At 66.8% G+C, this 14,479-nt stretch carries 13 protein-coding genes; 3 read left to right on the forward strand and 10 right to left on the reverse strand.

Annotated elements, in window-relative coordinates; all coding sequences use genetic code 11:
• Positions 1–9: 9 nt before the first annotated feature.
• The 5 genes from OC159_RS06855 to OC159_RS06875 are packed head-to-tail and all read right to left on the reverse strand — an operon-like array spanning position 10 to position 6,999.
• Positions 10–2,664, reverse strand: coding sequence for a phosphoenolpyruvate carboxylase (locus OC159_RS06855; RefSeq protein WP_265500413.1), 2,655 nt, complete (start codon positions 2,662–2,664; stop codon positions 10–12).
• Positions 2,664–3,635: a 2-hydroxyacid dehydrogenase gene (locus OC159_RS06860; RefSeq protein WP_265500414.1), complete on the reverse strand. Its 972-nt coding sequence runs from the start codon at positions 3,633–3,635 to the stop codon at positions 2,664–2,666. The genes OC159_RS06855 and OC159_RS06860 overlap by 1 nt, the downstream gene beginning before the upstream one ends.
• Positions 3,636–3,646: 11 nt before the next feature.
• Positions 3,647–4,528 carry a succinate--CoA ligase subunit alpha gene (gene sucD / locus OC159_RS06865; protein WP_265500415.1) on the reverse strand — a complete coding sequence of 294 codons (882 nt, stop codon included), beginning with the start codon at positions 4,526–4,528 and terminating at the stop codon, positions 3,647–3,649.
• Entirely contained in the window at positions 4,528–5,724 is a 1,197-nt protein-coding gene (locus OC159_RS06870; RefSeq protein ID WP_265500416.1) for a malate--CoA ligase subunit beta, read from the reverse strand. Before OC159_RS06870 ends, sucD begins: the two co-directional genes overlap by 1 nt.
• Before the next feature lie 27 nt (positions 5,725–5,751).
• Positions 5,752–6,999 carry an aminotransferase class V-fold PLP-dependent enzyme gene (locus OC159_RS06875; protein WP_265500417.1) on the reverse strand — a complete coding sequence of 416 codons (1,248 nt, stop codon included), beginning with the start codon at positions 6,997–6,999 and terminating at the stop codon, positions 5,752–5,754.
• A 189-nt stretch (positions 7,000–7,188) separates the two neighbouring features.
• Between OC159_RS06875 and OC159_RS06880 the strand changes: the two genes are divergently transcribed.
• The 3 genes from OC159_RS06880 to OC159_RS06890 all read left to right on the forward strand — a co-directional run bounded on the left by OC159_RS06880 (position 7,189) and on the right by OC159_RS06890 (position 10,176).
• Positions 7,189–7,869 carry a response regulator transcription factor gene (locus OC159_RS06880; protein WP_265500418.1) on the forward strand — a complete coding sequence of 227 codons (681 nt, stop codon included), beginning with the start codon at positions 7,189–7,191 and terminating at the stop codon, positions 7,867–7,869.
• 79 nt (positions 7,870–7,948) lie between these two features.
• The gene (locus tag OC159_RS06885) at positions 7,949–8,923 is read left to right on the forward strand and encodes an HpcH/HpaI aldolase/citrate lyase family protein (protein WP_265500419.1); all 975 of its coding nucleotides are present in this window, start codon (positions 7,949–7,951) and stop codon (positions 8,921–8,923) included.
• On the forward strand, positions 8,920–10,176 hold the full coding sequence (locus OC159_RS06890) for a glycerate kinase type-2 family protein (RefSeq protein ID WP_265500420.1): 1,257 nt from the start codon (positions 8,920–8,922) through the stop codon (positions 10,174–10,176). Before OC159_RS06885 ends, OC159_RS06890 begins: the two co-directional genes overlap by 4 nt.
• Positions 10,177–10,242: 66 nt before the next feature.
• Here OC159_RS06890 and OC159_RS06895 read toward each other — a convergent pair whose 3' ends face one another.
• The 5 genes from OC159_RS06895 to OC159_RS06915 all read right to left on the reverse strand — a co-directional run bounded on the left by OC159_RS06895 (position 10,243) and on the right by OC159_RS06915 (position 14,477).
• Complete coding sequence (locus OC159_RS06895) at positions 10,243–10,617, reverse strand: hypothetical protein (RefSeq protein WP_265500421.1); 375 nt, start codon at positions 10,615–10,617, stop codon at positions 10,243–10,245.
• Between the two features lie 578 nt (positions 10,618–11,195).
• Positions 11,196–11,882 carry an ABC transporter ATP-binding protein gene (locus tag OC159_RS06900; protein ID WP_265500422.1) on the reverse strand — a complete coding sequence of 229 codons (687 nt, stop codon included), beginning with the start codon at positions 11,880–11,882 and terminating at the stop codon, positions 11,196–11,198.
• Positions 11,882–12,622, reverse strand: a complete 741-nt coding sequence (locus tag OC159_RS06905; RefSeq protein WP_265500423.1) for an ABC transporter ATP-binding protein — start codon at positions 12,620–12,622, stop codon at positions 11,882–11,884. Before OC159_RS06905 ends, OC159_RS06900 begins: the two co-directional genes overlap by 1 nt.
• Complete coding sequence (locus OC159_RS06910; RefSeq protein WP_265500424.1) at positions 12,619–13,563, reverse strand: branched-chain amino acid ABC transporter permease; 945 nt, start codon at positions 13,561–13,563, stop codon at positions 12,619–12,621. Before OC159_RS06910 ends, OC159_RS06905 begins: the two co-directional genes overlap by 4 nt.
• Positions 13,560–14,477 carry a branched-chain amino acid ABC transporter permease gene (locus tag OC159_RS06915; RefSeq protein WP_265500425.1) on the reverse strand — a complete coding sequence of 306 codons (918 nt, stop codon included), beginning with the start codon at positions 14,475–14,477 and terminating at the stop codon, positions 13,560–13,562. The genes OC159_RS06910 and OC159_RS06915 overlap by 4 nt, the downstream gene beginning before the upstream one ends.
• Between the last annotated feature and the right edge of the window lie 2 nt (positions 14,478–14,479).

Consider the following 14,479-nt stretch of genomic DNA (forward strand, 5'->3'; position numbering starts at 1 on the left):
TGTTTGTCGCTAGCCGGTCCAGCCGAGCGCGGTCGAAATGCAATTCATCGTCTGCATCAGGGCGACGGGGACGCCCGGCGTCTCTCCTGCCCTGTTGCGCTTCAGCAGCGCGATCTGAAGATCGTGCACCCGGTCCAGGTCCGGCCGCACCCGGTCGAACCGCGCCGTCATCCGGGGAAAGCGGTCCCCGATGTCGTCCTGCCCGGTCAGGAACAGGATCGCATCGTGGCTGGCCGCGTGTTCCTGCCGGATCAGGCCAAAGATGTCCCCGGCCATGTCCTGGTCCGTCACCAGCGCCTTGTAGCGTTCGGCGATCTGCAGGTCGGTGTGAAACAGCGACTTCTCGACCTCGTCCACGATCAGACGGAAGATGCGCGAGTCGCGGAACATCCGCCGCAGCAGCCGGTCGCCGTCGTCGCCACGAAAGCGGCGGAAGGCGCCGATGGCGGACCCGAACCCGTACCAGCCGGTCAGCAGGTGCCGGTTCTGCGACCAGGCGAAGACCCAGGGGATCGCCCGCAGATCGTCCAGGCTGGACATGCCGGACCGGCGCGCGGGGCGCGAACCCATCTTCAGCATCGCCAGTTCCTCGACGGGACTCGCCTGCTGGAAATAGTCGATGAAGCCCGGACGGTGCAGCAGCGACCGATAGGCCGTCTGCGACATGCCCGACAGCGCCTCCAGCGTGTCGTTGAACTCGGGGCGCACGGCCTCGGGTTCCGTCGCCAGCGAATGGGCCAGAACCGATGACAGAACGACCTCCAGTTCGTGCTGGGCGGTGCCGCGATTGGCGAATTTCGACGACACGACCTCGCCCTGTTCCGTCGTGCGCAGATGGCCGTTGATGGTGCCGCGGGGCTGGGCTGCCAGCGCGCGCCCGGTCGGCGCACCGCCCCGGCTGACCGATCCGCCGCGCCCGTGGAAGAACACCGGCACCAGGTCATGCGCCGCCAGCGCCCGCGAGATATGGCGCTGCGCCTTCTCCAGCTCCCAGCTGGAACAGAGGAAGCCGCCGTCCTTGTTGCTGTCGGAATAGCCCAGCATGATCTCGATCCGCCGGTTGCCGCCGTCCAGGCTGCGGCGCACCAGCGGCACCCGCAGCAGCTGGTCCAGGATCGCCGGGGCGGCGCGCAGGTCCTCGATCGTCTCGAACAGCGGGACGACGCGCAGGTCCAGGCGTTCGGCGCCGAAGCCCGCATAGCGCGCCAGCAGGAAGACGCCCAGCAGGTCGTCGCAGGAGCGGGTCATCGACAGAATGAAAGGCCCGATGGCCTGCGGGTCGCGGCCGAAGCGCGTCTGCAGCATCAGGCCCAGCAGGTCCAGAAGCTCGGTCGACTTGTCCTGCAGCCGGTCGCGGTCGAGGTCCGGCAGTCGGGGCTGGACCAGTTCGCGGCGCAGCCGGTCGGACCAGGCTTGCGTGCCGTATTCGGGCAACGTGCCGCCGTCCGTCCAGATGTCCGACAGCGCCGCCGTCGTGACGCTCGAATTCTGGCGGATGTCCAGCGTGAAGGTGCGGAAACCAAAGACCTCGGCCTGCCAGCGCAGGGGCCGGATCAGGCGGCGCGCAAGGGCATCGGCGTCGACGGCCGCCAATGCGGCTTCGACCTTGCGCAGGTCGGCCAGGAAAACCGCGGGATGCGGATAGCCCCCTGCCCCGTCCTTGGCTGTGGCGGCGATGCGCAGGCCGATCGCCGACAGCGCCTGGCGAAACGTCTCGTTGGGATTGCGCTGCAGCAGGTCGTCGGGCATGCCGTCGACCACCGAATACAGCAGCGCGCGCGCGTCCTCGGGCAGGCGGCAGATCGTGCCGCTGATGCTCAGTTGTTGGGCGGCCGACGTCAGTGCCTGGCGATAGCGGTCAAGGATCGCATCGCGGCCCAGCTCCAGCGCCTTGCGGGTCACGGGAACGGTGACATGCGGATTGCCGTCGCGGTCGCCGCCGATCCAGGAATGGAACCGAACGCACGGCGCAGGCGGCCGCGTGTCGCCGTAATGGGCCGCCGCCGCGTCGTGGAACTGCCGGACCACGTTCGGCACGGCCTCGAACAGGCCGTCGCGAAAGAATTGCAGGCCCCAGGCAATCTCGTCCTCGGGGGACGGACGGCGCAGGCGCAGCTCTCCGGTCAGCCACAGAAGGTCGATCTCGGATTCGACCGTCGCCAGCAGGTCGGCGCGTTCGCGGGGCGTCCAGCGATGCGTTTCCAGCTGCACCAGGTCGCGATAGATCCGCCGGTGGATCTCCAGCACGGTGACGCGCTTTGCCTCGGTCGGGTGGGCGGTCAGCGTGGGGCCGACCGACATGTCCGACGCCACGCGGTCAAAGACCTCGGGCGCGGCTCCGGCGTCCTTCAGGACGCGGGCAAAGCTGCCCTCGACCGCGGCGGCACCTTCGCGGGTTTCGACCATGCGGCGGGCGCGGGTGGCCGCGTTTTCGTCCACGATCCGCAGGATCTGGAACCAGATGCTGAGACCTTGCAGATAGTCGCTGATGTCCTGCCCGTCGGGCAGGCCACCGCCGCCCTGCAACAGCGGCAGGACGCGCGGCGCGCGGCGGGCCAGCACATTGGCCCACAGCTGCCGCAGTTCGGCCCTCAGATCGTCGGCATAGCCGTCGCGCCGTGTGCCCGAACGTGGCCTGCCCGCATGTGCTGCCCCACCCGACATCAGTTCACCCTGTCGCGCGGTTCGCGCCCTTCGAAAAAGTCGGTCAGGTTGTCCATAACCCGGAACCCCATGGCCTCGCGCGCTTCGCGGGTGGCGCTGCCCAGGTGGGGCAGCATGACCAGCCGGTCGGATTGCATCAGGTCGGGGTTGATCCGGGGCTCTCCGTCAAAGACGTCCAACGCCGCACCGCCGATCGTGTCGAAGGCCAACGCCTGGGTCAGCGCGACCTCGTCCACCACTTCGCCGCGGGCGGTGTTGATCAGGAACGCGTCGGGCCGCATCATCGACAGGCGGCGCGCGTCGATCAGGTGCCGGTTCGCCGCGCCCCCCGGACAGTGCAGAGAGATGAAATCGCACTCGGGGATCAGTTCGTCGATGCTGGCGACCTGCGTAGCATCGCAGGCGGCCAGGACGTCTGGCGCGACCGGGCTGCGGTTATAGGCCAGGATCTTCATGCCGAACCCGTGATGCGCCCGGCGCGCCATTTCCTGACCGATGCGGCCATAGCCGATGATGCCAAGCGTCTTGCCCGACACCTTGGTGCCGACCAGGTGCGTGGGCCGCCAGCCGGTCCACTGGCCGGCGCGCAGCTCTCGCTCGCCCTCTCCGGCGCGGCGGGCGACCATCAGCATCAGCGTCATGGCCAGGTCAGCCGTGCATTCAGACAGGACGTCCGGCGTGTTCGTGACCACGATGCCGTGCCGGCCCGCGCCTTCCAGGTCGATATGGCTGTAGCCGACGCCATAATTGGCCAGGATCTTGGTCTGCGGGCGCTCCAGCTCCAGCGCCGGGGCGCCGATCTTGTCGGTCACCGTCGGCAGGATCGCGTCATAGTCCCGCATGGCCGCCCGAAACTCTTCGGGCGCCAGCGGAGTGTCGCTGCGGTTCAGCACCGCGTCGAAGCGGTCGGCCAGCCGCGCCTCGACCGCGGCAGGCCAGCGCCTGGTGACAAGGATGCGGGGTTTTGCCATCGCCGCCCCCATCACTGCATGACGCGGGCGATGGTCTCGCCGATGACGGCGGGGTTTTCGGCCACGGTGACGCCGGCGGCCGTCAGGATCTCGACCTTTTCCGACGCGCTTTCGCCAAAGGCCGAGATGATCGCCCCCGCATGGCCCATCGTCCGCCCCTTGGGCGCGGTGAGACCCGCGACATAGGCGACAACGGGCTTTGACACATGATCGCGGATGTATTCCGCCGCCTCGGCCTCTTGCGGGCCGCCGATCTCTCCGATCATGCAGATGATGTGGGTTTCGTCGTCGGCCTCGAAATGGGCCAGCACGTCCTTGAACGAGGATCCGTTGATCGGATCGCCGCCGATGCCCACGCTGGTCGAGATTCCCATACCGCGTTCCTTCAACTGCGCCGCGGCCTCGTATCCCAGGGTCCCCGAGCGGCCGATGATGCCCACGTTGCCCTGCAGATAGATGTGGCCCGGCATGATGCCCAGCATCGCCTTGCCCGGGCTGATCGTGCCCGCGCAATTGGGGCCGGTCAGGATCATCCGGCGTTCTTTGGGATAGCGGTACATGTAGCGTTTGACGCGGATCATGTCCTGCGCCGGGATGCCGTCGGTGATGCAGACGCAATAGCGCAGGCCCGCATCGGCGGCTTCCATGATGCTGTCGGCGGCGGCGGGGGGTGGGACGAAGACCAGCGTTGCCTCGGCCCCCGTTTCTTCCACGGCCTCCTTCACGGTGTTGAATACGGGCACGCCCTCGACCGTTTCGCCGCCCTTGCCGGGGACGACGCCGCCGACGACGGTGGTGCCATAGTCCAGCATCTCGCGCGTGTGGAAGCGGGCCATCTTGCCGGTGATGCCTTGGACAATGACGCGGGTGTCGCGATCCAGAAAAATGCTCATCAGACGGCCCTCAGGTTGGTGTTGCGGGTGGTGTCGCTGCGCCAGGCGGCCACGACGCGTTCGGCGGCCTCCATCAGCGTGGTGGCGCGGATCAGCGGAAGGCCGCTCTGCGCCAGGATCTTCTGGCCTTCTTCGACATTGGTGCCGGCAAGGCGGACGACGACTGGCACGTCCACGGGGTTTTCCCTCAGCGCGCGGACGACCCCTTCGGCCACCCAGTCGCAGCGGTTGATGCCCGCGAAGATGTTGACCAGGATCGCCTGCACGTTCTTGTCCGACATCACCAGCCGAAAGGCCTTGGACACGCGTTCCGGCGTCGCGCCGCCGCCGATGTCGAGGAAGTTCGCAGGCTCTCCTCCGGCCAGCTTGATCGTGTCCATGGTGGCCATCGCCAAGCCTGCGCCATTGACGATGCAGCCGATGTTGCCGTCGAGGCCGACATAGGACAGCCCGCGGTCGGCGGCGCGGGATTCGCGCGGGTCCTCCTGCGACTTGTCGCGCAGTTCGGAAATCTGCGGATGACGGAACAGCGCGTTGTTGTCGAAGGTCATCTTGGCGTCCAGCGCCAGGATGCGGTCGTCGCTGGTGATGACCAGCGGGTTCACCTCGACCATGGTGGCGTCCAGCTCGCGAAAGGCGCGATAGCAGCCGCGCAGCGTGCGGACCATCTGCTGGACCATTGCTGGCTTGATGCCCAGCTTGAAGGCCAGCTCGCGGCACTGGAATTCCTGCAGGCCGACGGCGGGTTCCACCGTGGCGCGGACGATGCTCTCAGGACGCTTCTCCGAGATCTCCTCGATCTCCATCCCGCCCTCGCCGCTTGCGACGATCATCACGCGCTGGCTGGCGCGGTCCAGGACGAAGCCCAGATAGATCTCGCGAGCGATCGGAACGGCCGCCTCGACATAGACCCGGTAGATGCCCTTGCCCTCGGGGCCGGTCTGATGGGTCACCAGCTTCTGGCCGAACATGCCCTCGGTGACTTCCTGGATCTCGACGTCGCTGTCGCAGACCTTGACGCCGCCGGCCTTGCCGCGTCCGCCGGCATGGACCTGGGCCTTGACGACCCACCGGTCGCCGCCCATTTCCCGCGCGCGATACGCCGCCTGTTCGGGGCTATAGGCCAAAGCGCCCTGCGGCACGCCGACGCCAAAGCGGCTGAGGATTTCCTTGGCCTGATATTCGTGAATGTCCATGTCGTGCCTCCTCCCAAAGGCCTAAGGTCAGGCGGCAGCGACGGCTGCGGCGTAATGGTTTTCCAGGCGGCCGTTCACGGCGCCCATGTCCACCTCGGCGCCCATGGCGGCCATGGCGGCGCCGAAGCGGGTCACGATGTCGGTGATGGCAGGCTGGTTCAGCAGGTTCAGGATGCCGATGCGCACCTGCACCGGTTCGGACAGCGTCGGCCAGATGCCGAAGCCCTGGGCGCGGCAGTTCTGGACCAGCTCGGCCTCGCGGCCCGCGAGCGACTTCGGCAGGTTCAGGACGACCAGCGAGGTCATGTTCGATGTCACTGTGCAGCCCATCGCGGTTACCGCGTCGCGCAGCGCCGCCTCGTGGAAGGCATAGGACGACGCCCGGGCCGCCACCGTCTGCTGCAGCGTGATCCGCAGCGCCTCGTGGAAGGCGGCGACGGCATAGGCGCTGTGGGTGCGGTGGTAGGTGCCCTTCTCGACGTCCTTGCCGTCGATGATGCCCCAGTGACGCGCTTCCAGGATCGGATGGTGGACGAAGCTGCGGCAGCCGGTGGCGCGCAGGTTCTGGATGTAGCGGTCGGTGAAGGACACCGGCGCATAGGTCAGCGGCAGGCAGCAGATGCCCTTCTGCGGGCAAGAGGCCCAGCCATGGACGCCCGGATAGTCGTCGATGCTGAAATCCTCGACCCCGAGCGAGGACACCGCGTCGACCAACCCCATCACGTCGTAGCGTTCGCAGGCATCGGAAAACCCGCGCAGGTCGTTGATCCGGCCCGATCCGGTTTCCCAATGCGCCATCGCGGCCCATTTGGGCTTGTGCCTCGCCAAGGCATCCTCGACGATCTCGGCGGTCACGGATTGACCGTGCGGCACGGTGACCACGGTGACCGAGGCGGGCTGCGGGTCCATCGGGTTCGCGGTCAGTTCTTCGGCCGTGGCGGCCTTCATGCGGACGGTCAGCCCGTCGATACCCGAAAACGTGCCGTTGGCGAAGACGACGACCTTGTCGCCGGGCAGCACCGCGTTGAACATCGCGTCAAGGCCGCTCCACCCCGTTCCGGCGACGCCGAAGGTGTGGACATTGGCCGTGCCCATCACCTGGCGCAGCATCTTCTTGCACTCGATCATGCCCCGCAGCACATCGGCCTGCATGTGGTCGGCCACGCCGGCGCTGGCAAAACGTTGCAGAACACGCGGATCGGTGTTGCCGGGACCGGGACCCGCCGCGATGGTCTGCGGGATCTCGAGCGGGGGAAAGACTGTCGGATCGGCCATGATCGTTTCCTTGCTGTCAACTTTTCTCAACGGAAATGAAACATCAGTCGACATCATCAACAACGTAACATTATGCTGCTTTCAGGTATCTAAAAAGGTGGGAAATTACCCACCCTTTCGGGCGGAACTGGAAAAATCCACCGGAATCACCCGCCCGAAAGGGTGGGTCTGGAAGGGAGGAGAGGGTGAATGGCGCTGATACAGGATGCAAGACCCATCGTTTCGGTGATGCTGGCGGACAGCAATCCGCTGGTCCTGAGCGGGATGTCCGAGGCTTTCGAACGCGATCCGCGATTCTCGCTGGTGGCCACGTCATCCACGGCCGAGGGGTTTCTGGCCTCGATGGTGCGCGTGCCGGCGCAGGTGGGAGTGATCGACTGGAACCTGCCGCTGCTGGGCGGTGCCCGCCTGCTGGAGGTGCTGCGCGAACAGGACAGCCCGCCGCGAGTCGTCGTCTACGCGCAGCCCTCGGACGAATCGCATGTCACCGCGCTTGGCGCCGGGGCCGCGGGGTTCGTCGCGCGCAACTGCCCGGTCGAGCAGTTGCTGGAAACGTGCATGGCCGTCGCCTCGGGACGGATGGTGTTTCCCTATCTGGACGTGCGGCAGTTGCAGCAGGACCCGATGAACACGCTGTCGCGGCGCGAAAGCGCCATGCTGGAAGCGCTGTCCAGGGGCCTGACGAATCGTGAACTGTCGCGAGAGCTGGAAATCTCGACCAACACGGTGAAGTTCCACCTGTCGAACCTTTACGACAAACTGTCGGTCCGAAACCGCGCGCAAGCCATCGCCTTCTATTATTCAAGCCGTAATCGACGGGATCCGACGGCAGGCACGGGTTCCGACGAAAGTCGGTTGCGCAACAAATGATTCACGAAAATCATTGACAGGCAAGATTATTATAACTTCTTTGACCCCATTCCCCGACATCATCAGGAGGCGTTTCGCCATGAGCTTTTTTCCTATCGAACAGGCCCCCGCGCGTCTGAACCGCAGTGAACTGGCGGTGCCCGGCAGCCAACCGCAGATGTTCCAGAAAGCGGCTGATTCGGATGTCGACGTGATCTTCCTCGACCTGGAGGACGCGGTCGCCCCTGACGAAAAGCCGCAGGCACGGCGCAACATCATCAAGGCATTGAACGAGATCGACTGGGGCAAGAAGACGATGTCGATCCGCATCAACGGGCTGGACACGCACTACATGTATCGCGACGTCGTGGACGTGGTCGAACAAGCCGGAGAGCGCCTGGACCTGATCATGATTCCCAAGGTGGGCACCGCCGCCGACGTCTATGCCGTGGACATGCTGGTCACCCAGATCGAGGATGCGACGGGGCTGAAGAAGCGCATCGGGTTCGAGCACATCATCGAGACAGCGCTCGGCATGCAGAACGTCAGTGAAATCGCGGGTGCTTCCAAGCGCAATGAAAGCCTGCATTTCGGCGTGGCCGACTATGCCGCCAGCACCCGCGCGCGTACGACCGTCATCGGCGGCGTGAACGAGCATTATTCGGTCCTGACCGATCCGGCGCAGGACGGCGGGCGGCAGACCCATTGGGGCGACATGTGGCACTATGCCCTGTCGCGGATGGTCGTCGCGGCACGCGCCAACGGACTGCGCCCGATCGACGGTCCCTTCGGCGACTTCTCGGACCCAGACGGCTACAAGGCCGCCGCCTATCGCGCCGCCGTTCTGGGCTGCGAGGGCAAATGGGCGATCCACCCCAGCCAGATCGCGCTGGCCAACGACGTCATGAGCCCCTCGCCCGCCGAGGTCGAACGTGCCCAGAAGATCCTCGACGCCATGGCCAAGGCCGAATCCGAGGGCAAGGGTGCCGTGTCCTTGGACGGACGGCTGATCGACTATGCCTCGATCCGTCAGGCCGAGGTGCTGGTCGAAAAAGCCCGGCAGATCGCCGCGTGACCGCAACCGACCTGCGCACGCTGGCACGGCACCTGTATGATCAGGCCGTTTTGGCCGCCGACCCGGCTTTGGCCGTTCGGCGGCACTTCGAAATGCACCCGCCGGCCGCACCCATGGCCGGCAGGAAGGACATCCTGATCGCCATCGGCAAGGCCGCCCCGGCCATGCTGCGAGAGGCGATGCGCCATGTTTCCCATGCGGCGACGGCACTTGCGGTCACCCACTACGAGAACGAGCAGGCGGTCGAGGGCGCGCGCGTCCTGACCGCCGGTCACCCCGAACCTGACGAGAACGGGCTGAGGGCGGGGCAGGAGATCATCGCGATCCTTGACGCCGCCGGTCCGCGCGACCGGGTCTGGGCGCTGATCTCGGGCGGAGGGTCGGCACTTGTGCCCGCCCCGCGTGCACCGCTGACGCTGGACGACAAGCGGACGGTCAGCCGGCTGCTGCTGTCTGTGGGGCTGGACATCACCGCGATGAACCTGATCCGCCAGCAGCTGTCCGACCTCAAGGGCGGCGGCTTTCTGCGTCACGCCGCGCCGGCCCCGGTGACGGCGCTGATCCTGTCGGACGTGATCGGCAACGATCTTGGCACCATCGCCAGCGGCCCAACAGCCTTGCCCTTGGGAACGCGCGCCGACGCGCAAGGCCTGCTGCAACGGTACCAGATCCTGGACCGGGTCCCTCGAAGCGTCCGCACGCTGCTGCAGACGCCCGACGCCCCTGCCCGGCTGCCCACGGCCGACAATTCGCTGATCGGCAGCAATGAGATCTCGTTGGCGGCGATGTGCGACGCGGTGCCGCCCGGCTGGACCGCCCGCATCGTCAGCGACCGCCTGACCGGCGATGTCGGCGACGCGGCGGCGCGCATCCTGGCTGCAGCCTCGGACGCGGGGGGCCAGCAGCGGACGGCGCTGGTATTCGGCGGGGAAACCACCGTCACCCTACGCGGCACCGGGCGCGGCGGTCGCAACCAGGAACTGGCGCTGCGGGTCGCGATGGGCAGGGCCGACCTGCCGAAGGGCTGGGTCTTCCTCAGCGGCGGAACCGACGGCCGTGACGGTCCGACGGACGCCGCAGGTGGCGTGGTCGATGCCGGAACCGCTGCGCGCATCGCCGCGGCCGGCGGCGATGCAGATGCGCTGCTGGCCAACAACGACAGCTATCAGGCGCTACGCTATGCCGATGATCTGCTGATCACCGGCGCGACGGGGACCAACGTGGCCGACGTGCAGGTGCTGCTGCTGCCCTGACACCTGCCGCGACACACAGGAAAGGCCACGCGCGAGGGTCGCCTTTCCTGCGTTGTGCAGGCTGGATCAGCCGGGCACCTGCAATACCCGGGTGACCACCACCACAATGGCGACGCCGCTGCCAGCGTCAGGTACAGCAGGATGCCGACCCGCCGCGGCTTGAAGCTGGTGTCGTCGCGGCCGAAGCCCAGGTCGATCCCCGACCTCGGCCGGATAACGGCCTTCGTCGGTGACATAGTATGACCACAGCAAGATCGGGATGATCAGCGCAGCAAGTTCTTGCTGCGAAACAGCGCGGGCGCCCGGCGTTTTCTGGTGCCCGCGGTCATTTCGCTTGTGCGGCTGGCGCCCGGGCAGTTGAATCGGCTGCTTTGAAGTGTCAGGCGCATCCGCGTCAAACAGCAGGTTGTTGCCCGGCTGCAAATGATACCGCTGTTCCAAGTGGCGACAACTCCGTCGAGTCGCGATCACGTCGATAATCTATATCCCTTCGTGCTGGACGTGGCCTTCAGTGCTGGAGACGATCAGGTAGGGCCTCAACACGACGCCAGAACTGTCTGGCCCGACATGGCGCACGTGATATTGGAGCCCATGGCGCGTGACCCCAGTTTCCGCCAAGTCATGAGCTGCTGGCGCCGCAACTTCCGCACCGGCGGTGCTCGGTGGCTTCGCGAACCGCATGAGGGTCCTGCGTCGGCGGCGCACAGCACTTCGATCCTTCACCTGACGACCCTGCACGGTCCTCTATCTTGCTGAAACGGCGGTGTCCCGGCATCATCCGGTCAAACCTTGAATTGCCTTCATACCGTCAGCCGCCCTGTCACCCAACCGGGCGACATAGGCGGCAAGGGCATTTTGAACGCAAAGCCCTCTATGCCCCCCGCCGCCGACAGGACGGGTGGCAAATGGAACGCGGGCGGGTCAACCGGCCGGTCAGTACGCCGCAAAAGCCGCTCACCCGTCAGCGCCACGAGAGCCTTGCGGACTTGCAGTCCCTTCCGTCATCCATGGCAAAGGCCTCAGACACCCAGGTAGCGGTTCGCGATCTCGGGGCTGTCACGCAGGGTGTCATTGTCGCCGGTCCAGAGCGTGTGACCCTTCTCGATCACGACGTGGCGGTCGGCAAATCGCGTCAGCGCGCCGAGGTTTTTGTCAACGATCAGTATCGCCTCGCCCTCGGCCTTGAGGCGCGTGAGGCACGCCCAGATCTCGTCCCGGATCAACGGGGCGAGGCCTTCCGTCGCCTCGTCGAGAACCAGAAGGCGCGGATTGGTCATCAGCGCCCGGCCGATGGCCAGCATCTGTTGTTCCCCGCCGGACAGCTGGTCGCCGCGATGTCCCATCCGCTCGGCCAGGCGAGGGAACAGGTCCAGCACGCGCGCCAGCGTCCACGTGCCCGGTCGAGCCGTTGCCAGCAGGTTTTCACGCACGTCCAGCGTCGGAAAGACCTGCCGCCCTTCCGGCACGAGGCCAAGCCCCGCGCGTGCGATCCGATGCGGCGGGGCATTGGTCAGATCGCGCCCGCCGATGCTGACCCGCCCGCCGCGCGCCGGCAGCAGGCCGAAGATTGTGCTGATCGTGGTCGTCTTGCCCATGCCGTTGCGGCCCAGAAGCGTCACCACCTGGCCCTGGTCCACCGACAGATGAATGTCGTGCAGCACTGCCGCTTCGCCATAGCCGGCTTGCAATCCTTCGACCACCAGCATCACCCGTCCCCCAGATAGGCCGCGCGCACCTTCGGGTCGGCGCGCACCTGGTCAGGTGTGCCGGTCGCGACGATGCGGCCATAGACCAGAACGCTGATCCGGTCGGCCAAGGCGAAGACTGCGTCCATGTCGTGTTCGATCAGCACCAGCGTCACCCTGCCCTTCAGCGCCGCCATGACCTCGACCAGCCGCTCGGCCTCTGCGCCGCTGGTGCCGGCCAGCGGTTCGTCCAGCAGCAGCAGGCGGGGCCGCGTGGCCAGCGCGATGGCCAGTTCCAGCGCGCGCTTTTCGCCGTGCGACAGGCTGCCCGCGCGCAGATCGGCGCGGTCCTGCAACCCGACCTGCGCCAGCGCCTGCATCGCCTGCTCGTTCAGCCGAGCCTCTCGGGCGACCGACCGCAGGAACCGGAAGCTGCTGCCGTCGCGCGCCTGAACGGCCACCGCGACGTTGTCCAGAACCGTGAAGGCTGGCAGGATCGAGGTGATCTGGAAGCTGCGGGACATCCCCGCCCGCACCCGCGCGGGCATCGGCTTGCCCATCATCTCTGCCCCGGCAAAACGGACCGAGCCGCCGTCCGATCGCGCCTGCCCCGACAGCTGCGCGATCAGCGTGGACTTGCCAGCGCCGTTCGGGCCGATGATGGCATGCAGCTCGCCCTCGGCAACTTCCAGGTCAAGGTCGTCGGTGACCTTCAGCGCACCATAGGACTTGCGCAATCCGCGCACGGACAGAAGGCTCATCCCCGGCGCCCCCTGAACAGCCCCGTCAAGCCGTCGCGAGAGAACATCACCACCAGGATCAGCAGCGTCCCGAAGATCAGCGGCCAATGATCGGTCAGGACCGCCAGCCACTCCTCCAGCAGCAGGGCCAGCGTCGCGCCGGCGATGGCGCCCAGCAGGTTGCCGATGCCGCCCAGCACGACCATCACGACCAGTTCCCCCGACCTGTGCCAGTTCATGAACGCGGGCGAGACATAGCTGGCCTGGTTCGCCAGCATCACACCCGCCACCGCAGTCATGGCACCCGAGATCACAAAGGCCGTCAGCTGATAGCGGAACGGCGTGAAGCCCACCGCCTCCATGCGAACGGGGTTTTCCCGCGTTCCCGTCAGCACCCGGCCAAAGCGAGATCCGGTGATCGCCACGCAAAGCAGGTAGAGCCCGACCAGCAGCGCCAGCGCGGTGTAATAGAGCACCCGGTCGTCGCGCAGCCAGTCGCGGCCCAGCACGGTCGACCGCGCCGCCAGCGTCACCCCGTCATCGCCGCCATAGGCCGACAGCGAGACGAAGAAGAAATACGCCATCTGCGCGAAGGCCAGCGTGATCATGATGAAATAGATGCCGCGCGTACGCAGGCTGATCGCTCCGGTCAACAGCGCGAACAGCGCGCCCGCGACCACCGCAGCCGCCAGATGCGCGCCCAGGTCCGTTACCCCCGCCCCCGATAGGATCGCGACCGAATAGGCCCCGATCCCCAGATAGGCAGCATGACCGAAGCTGACCATGCCGCCATAGCCGAGGATCAGGTCCAGCGCCAAGGCCGCGATGGCGAAGGCCAGGATGCGCGTCGCGACGATGACCAGATAGGGATCGCCCGCCGCCGCCGCGATTATCGGCAGCAGCGCGAAGGCCAGGAACAGCAGCGTAGCCGCAACCCGCCGTTGCCTCAGCGCCCGGATCAAGGCCGCGCCCCGAAAAGGCCCTGCGGCCGGGCAGCCAGGATCGCGGCCATCAGCAGATAGACCAGCATCGGCGCCAAAACGCGGCCGGTCTGGGCGGCGGCCGAAGGCTCCATCACCGATCTCAGGACGATGGGGCCGAAGCTGCGCCCAAGCGTATCGACCAGACCGACCAGCAGCGCGCCCGCGAACGCGCCCTTCACCGACCCGATACCGCCGATGACGATGACCACGAAGGCCAGGATCAGGACGCTTTCGCCCATGCCGGGATCGACCGACAGGATCGGCGCGACCAGCGCCCCGGCAAAGCCCGCCAGCATTGCCCCGAAGGCGAAGATCACCGTGAAGAGCCGCCCGATATCGACGCCAAGCGCCGCAACCATCGCCCGGTTGCTGGCCCCCGCCCGCAGGCGCATGCCGATCCGCGTCCGCGTGATGACCAACCACAGCCCCACCGCGGTCAGCAGCCCCGCCCCGATCACCACCAGCCGGAAGACCGGATAGCGCAGCGGACCCATCAGCGGGATCGACCCCGACAGCGCGTCCGGCGCGGTCACCAGCAGCGGAGAGGTTCCCCAGATGATCTCGACCAGCTCGGTCACGATCATCACCAGCCCGAAGGTCGCTAGGACCTGGTCCAGGTGCGGGCGGTCGTACAGGCGGCGGAAGATCAGCGCCTCGGCCAGCAGCCCGATCAGCAGCGTCGCGGGCAGCACCAGCAGCAGGCCCCAGCCATAGCTGCCGGTCCAGGCGCTCAGGCTGACCACCAGATAGGCGCCAACCATGTAGATCACGCCATGCGCCAGGTTGACGAAGTCCATGATCCCGAAGACCAGCGTCAGCCCGGCGGCGATCAGGAACAGCAGGATGCCCAGCTGCACGCCGTTGAGCAGCTGGAGCAGGAACAGGCTGGTCATCG

Origin of the sequence: Paracoccus beibuensis (assembly GCF_026162625.1) — a bacterium.
GTDB lineage: Bacteria > Pseudomonadota > Alphaproteobacteria > Rhodobacterales > Rhodobacteraceae > Paracoccus > Paracoccus beibuensis.

What these genes read in the sequence shown, in the direction of transcription:
- OC159_RS06905 (WP_265500423.1), bottom strand. Translation starts at nt 12,622, where the DNA reads ATGAGCCTTCTGTCCGTGCGCGGATTGCGCAAGTCCTATGGTGCGCTG.
- OC159_RS06900 (WP_265500422.1), bottom strand. Translation starts at nt 11,882, where the DNA reads ATGCTGGTGGTCGAAGGATTGCAAGCCGGCTATGGCGAAGCGGCAGTG.
- OC159_RS06875 (WP_265500417.1), bottom strand. Translation starts at nt 6,999, where the DNA reads ATGGCCGATCCGACAGTCTTTCCCCCGCTCGAGATCCCGCAGACCATC.
- OC159_RS06915 (WP_265500425.1), bottom strand. Translation starts at nt 14,477, where the DNA reads ATGACCAGCCTGTTCCTGCTCCAGCTGCTCAACGGCGTGCAGCTGGGC.
- OC159_RS06880 (WP_265500418.1), top strand. Translation starts at nt 7,189, where the DNA reads ATGGCGCTGATACAGGATGCAAGACCCATCGTTTCGGTGATGCTGGCG.
- OC159_RS06855 (WP_265500413.1), bottom strand. Translation starts at nt 2,664, where the DNA reads ATGTCGGGTGGGGCAGCACATGCGGGCAGGCCACGTTCGGGCACACGG.
- OC159_RS06885 (WP_265500419.1), top strand. Translation starts at nt 7,949, where the DNA reads ATGAGCTTTTTTCCTATCGAACAGGCCCCCGCGCGTCTGAACCGCAGT.
- OC159_RS06870 (WP_265500416.1), bottom strand. Translation starts at nt 5,724, where the DNA reads ATGGACATTCACGAATATCAGGCCAAGGAAATCCTCAGCCGCTTTGGC.
- OC159_RS06860 (WP_265500414.1), bottom strand. Translation starts at nt 3,635, where the DNA reads ATGGCAAAACCCCGCATCCTTGTCACCAGGCGCTGGCCTGCCGCGGTC.
- sucD (WP_265500415.1), bottom strand. Translation starts at nt 4,528, where the DNA reads ATGAGCATTTTTCTGGATCGCGACACCCGCGTCATTGTCCAAGGCATC.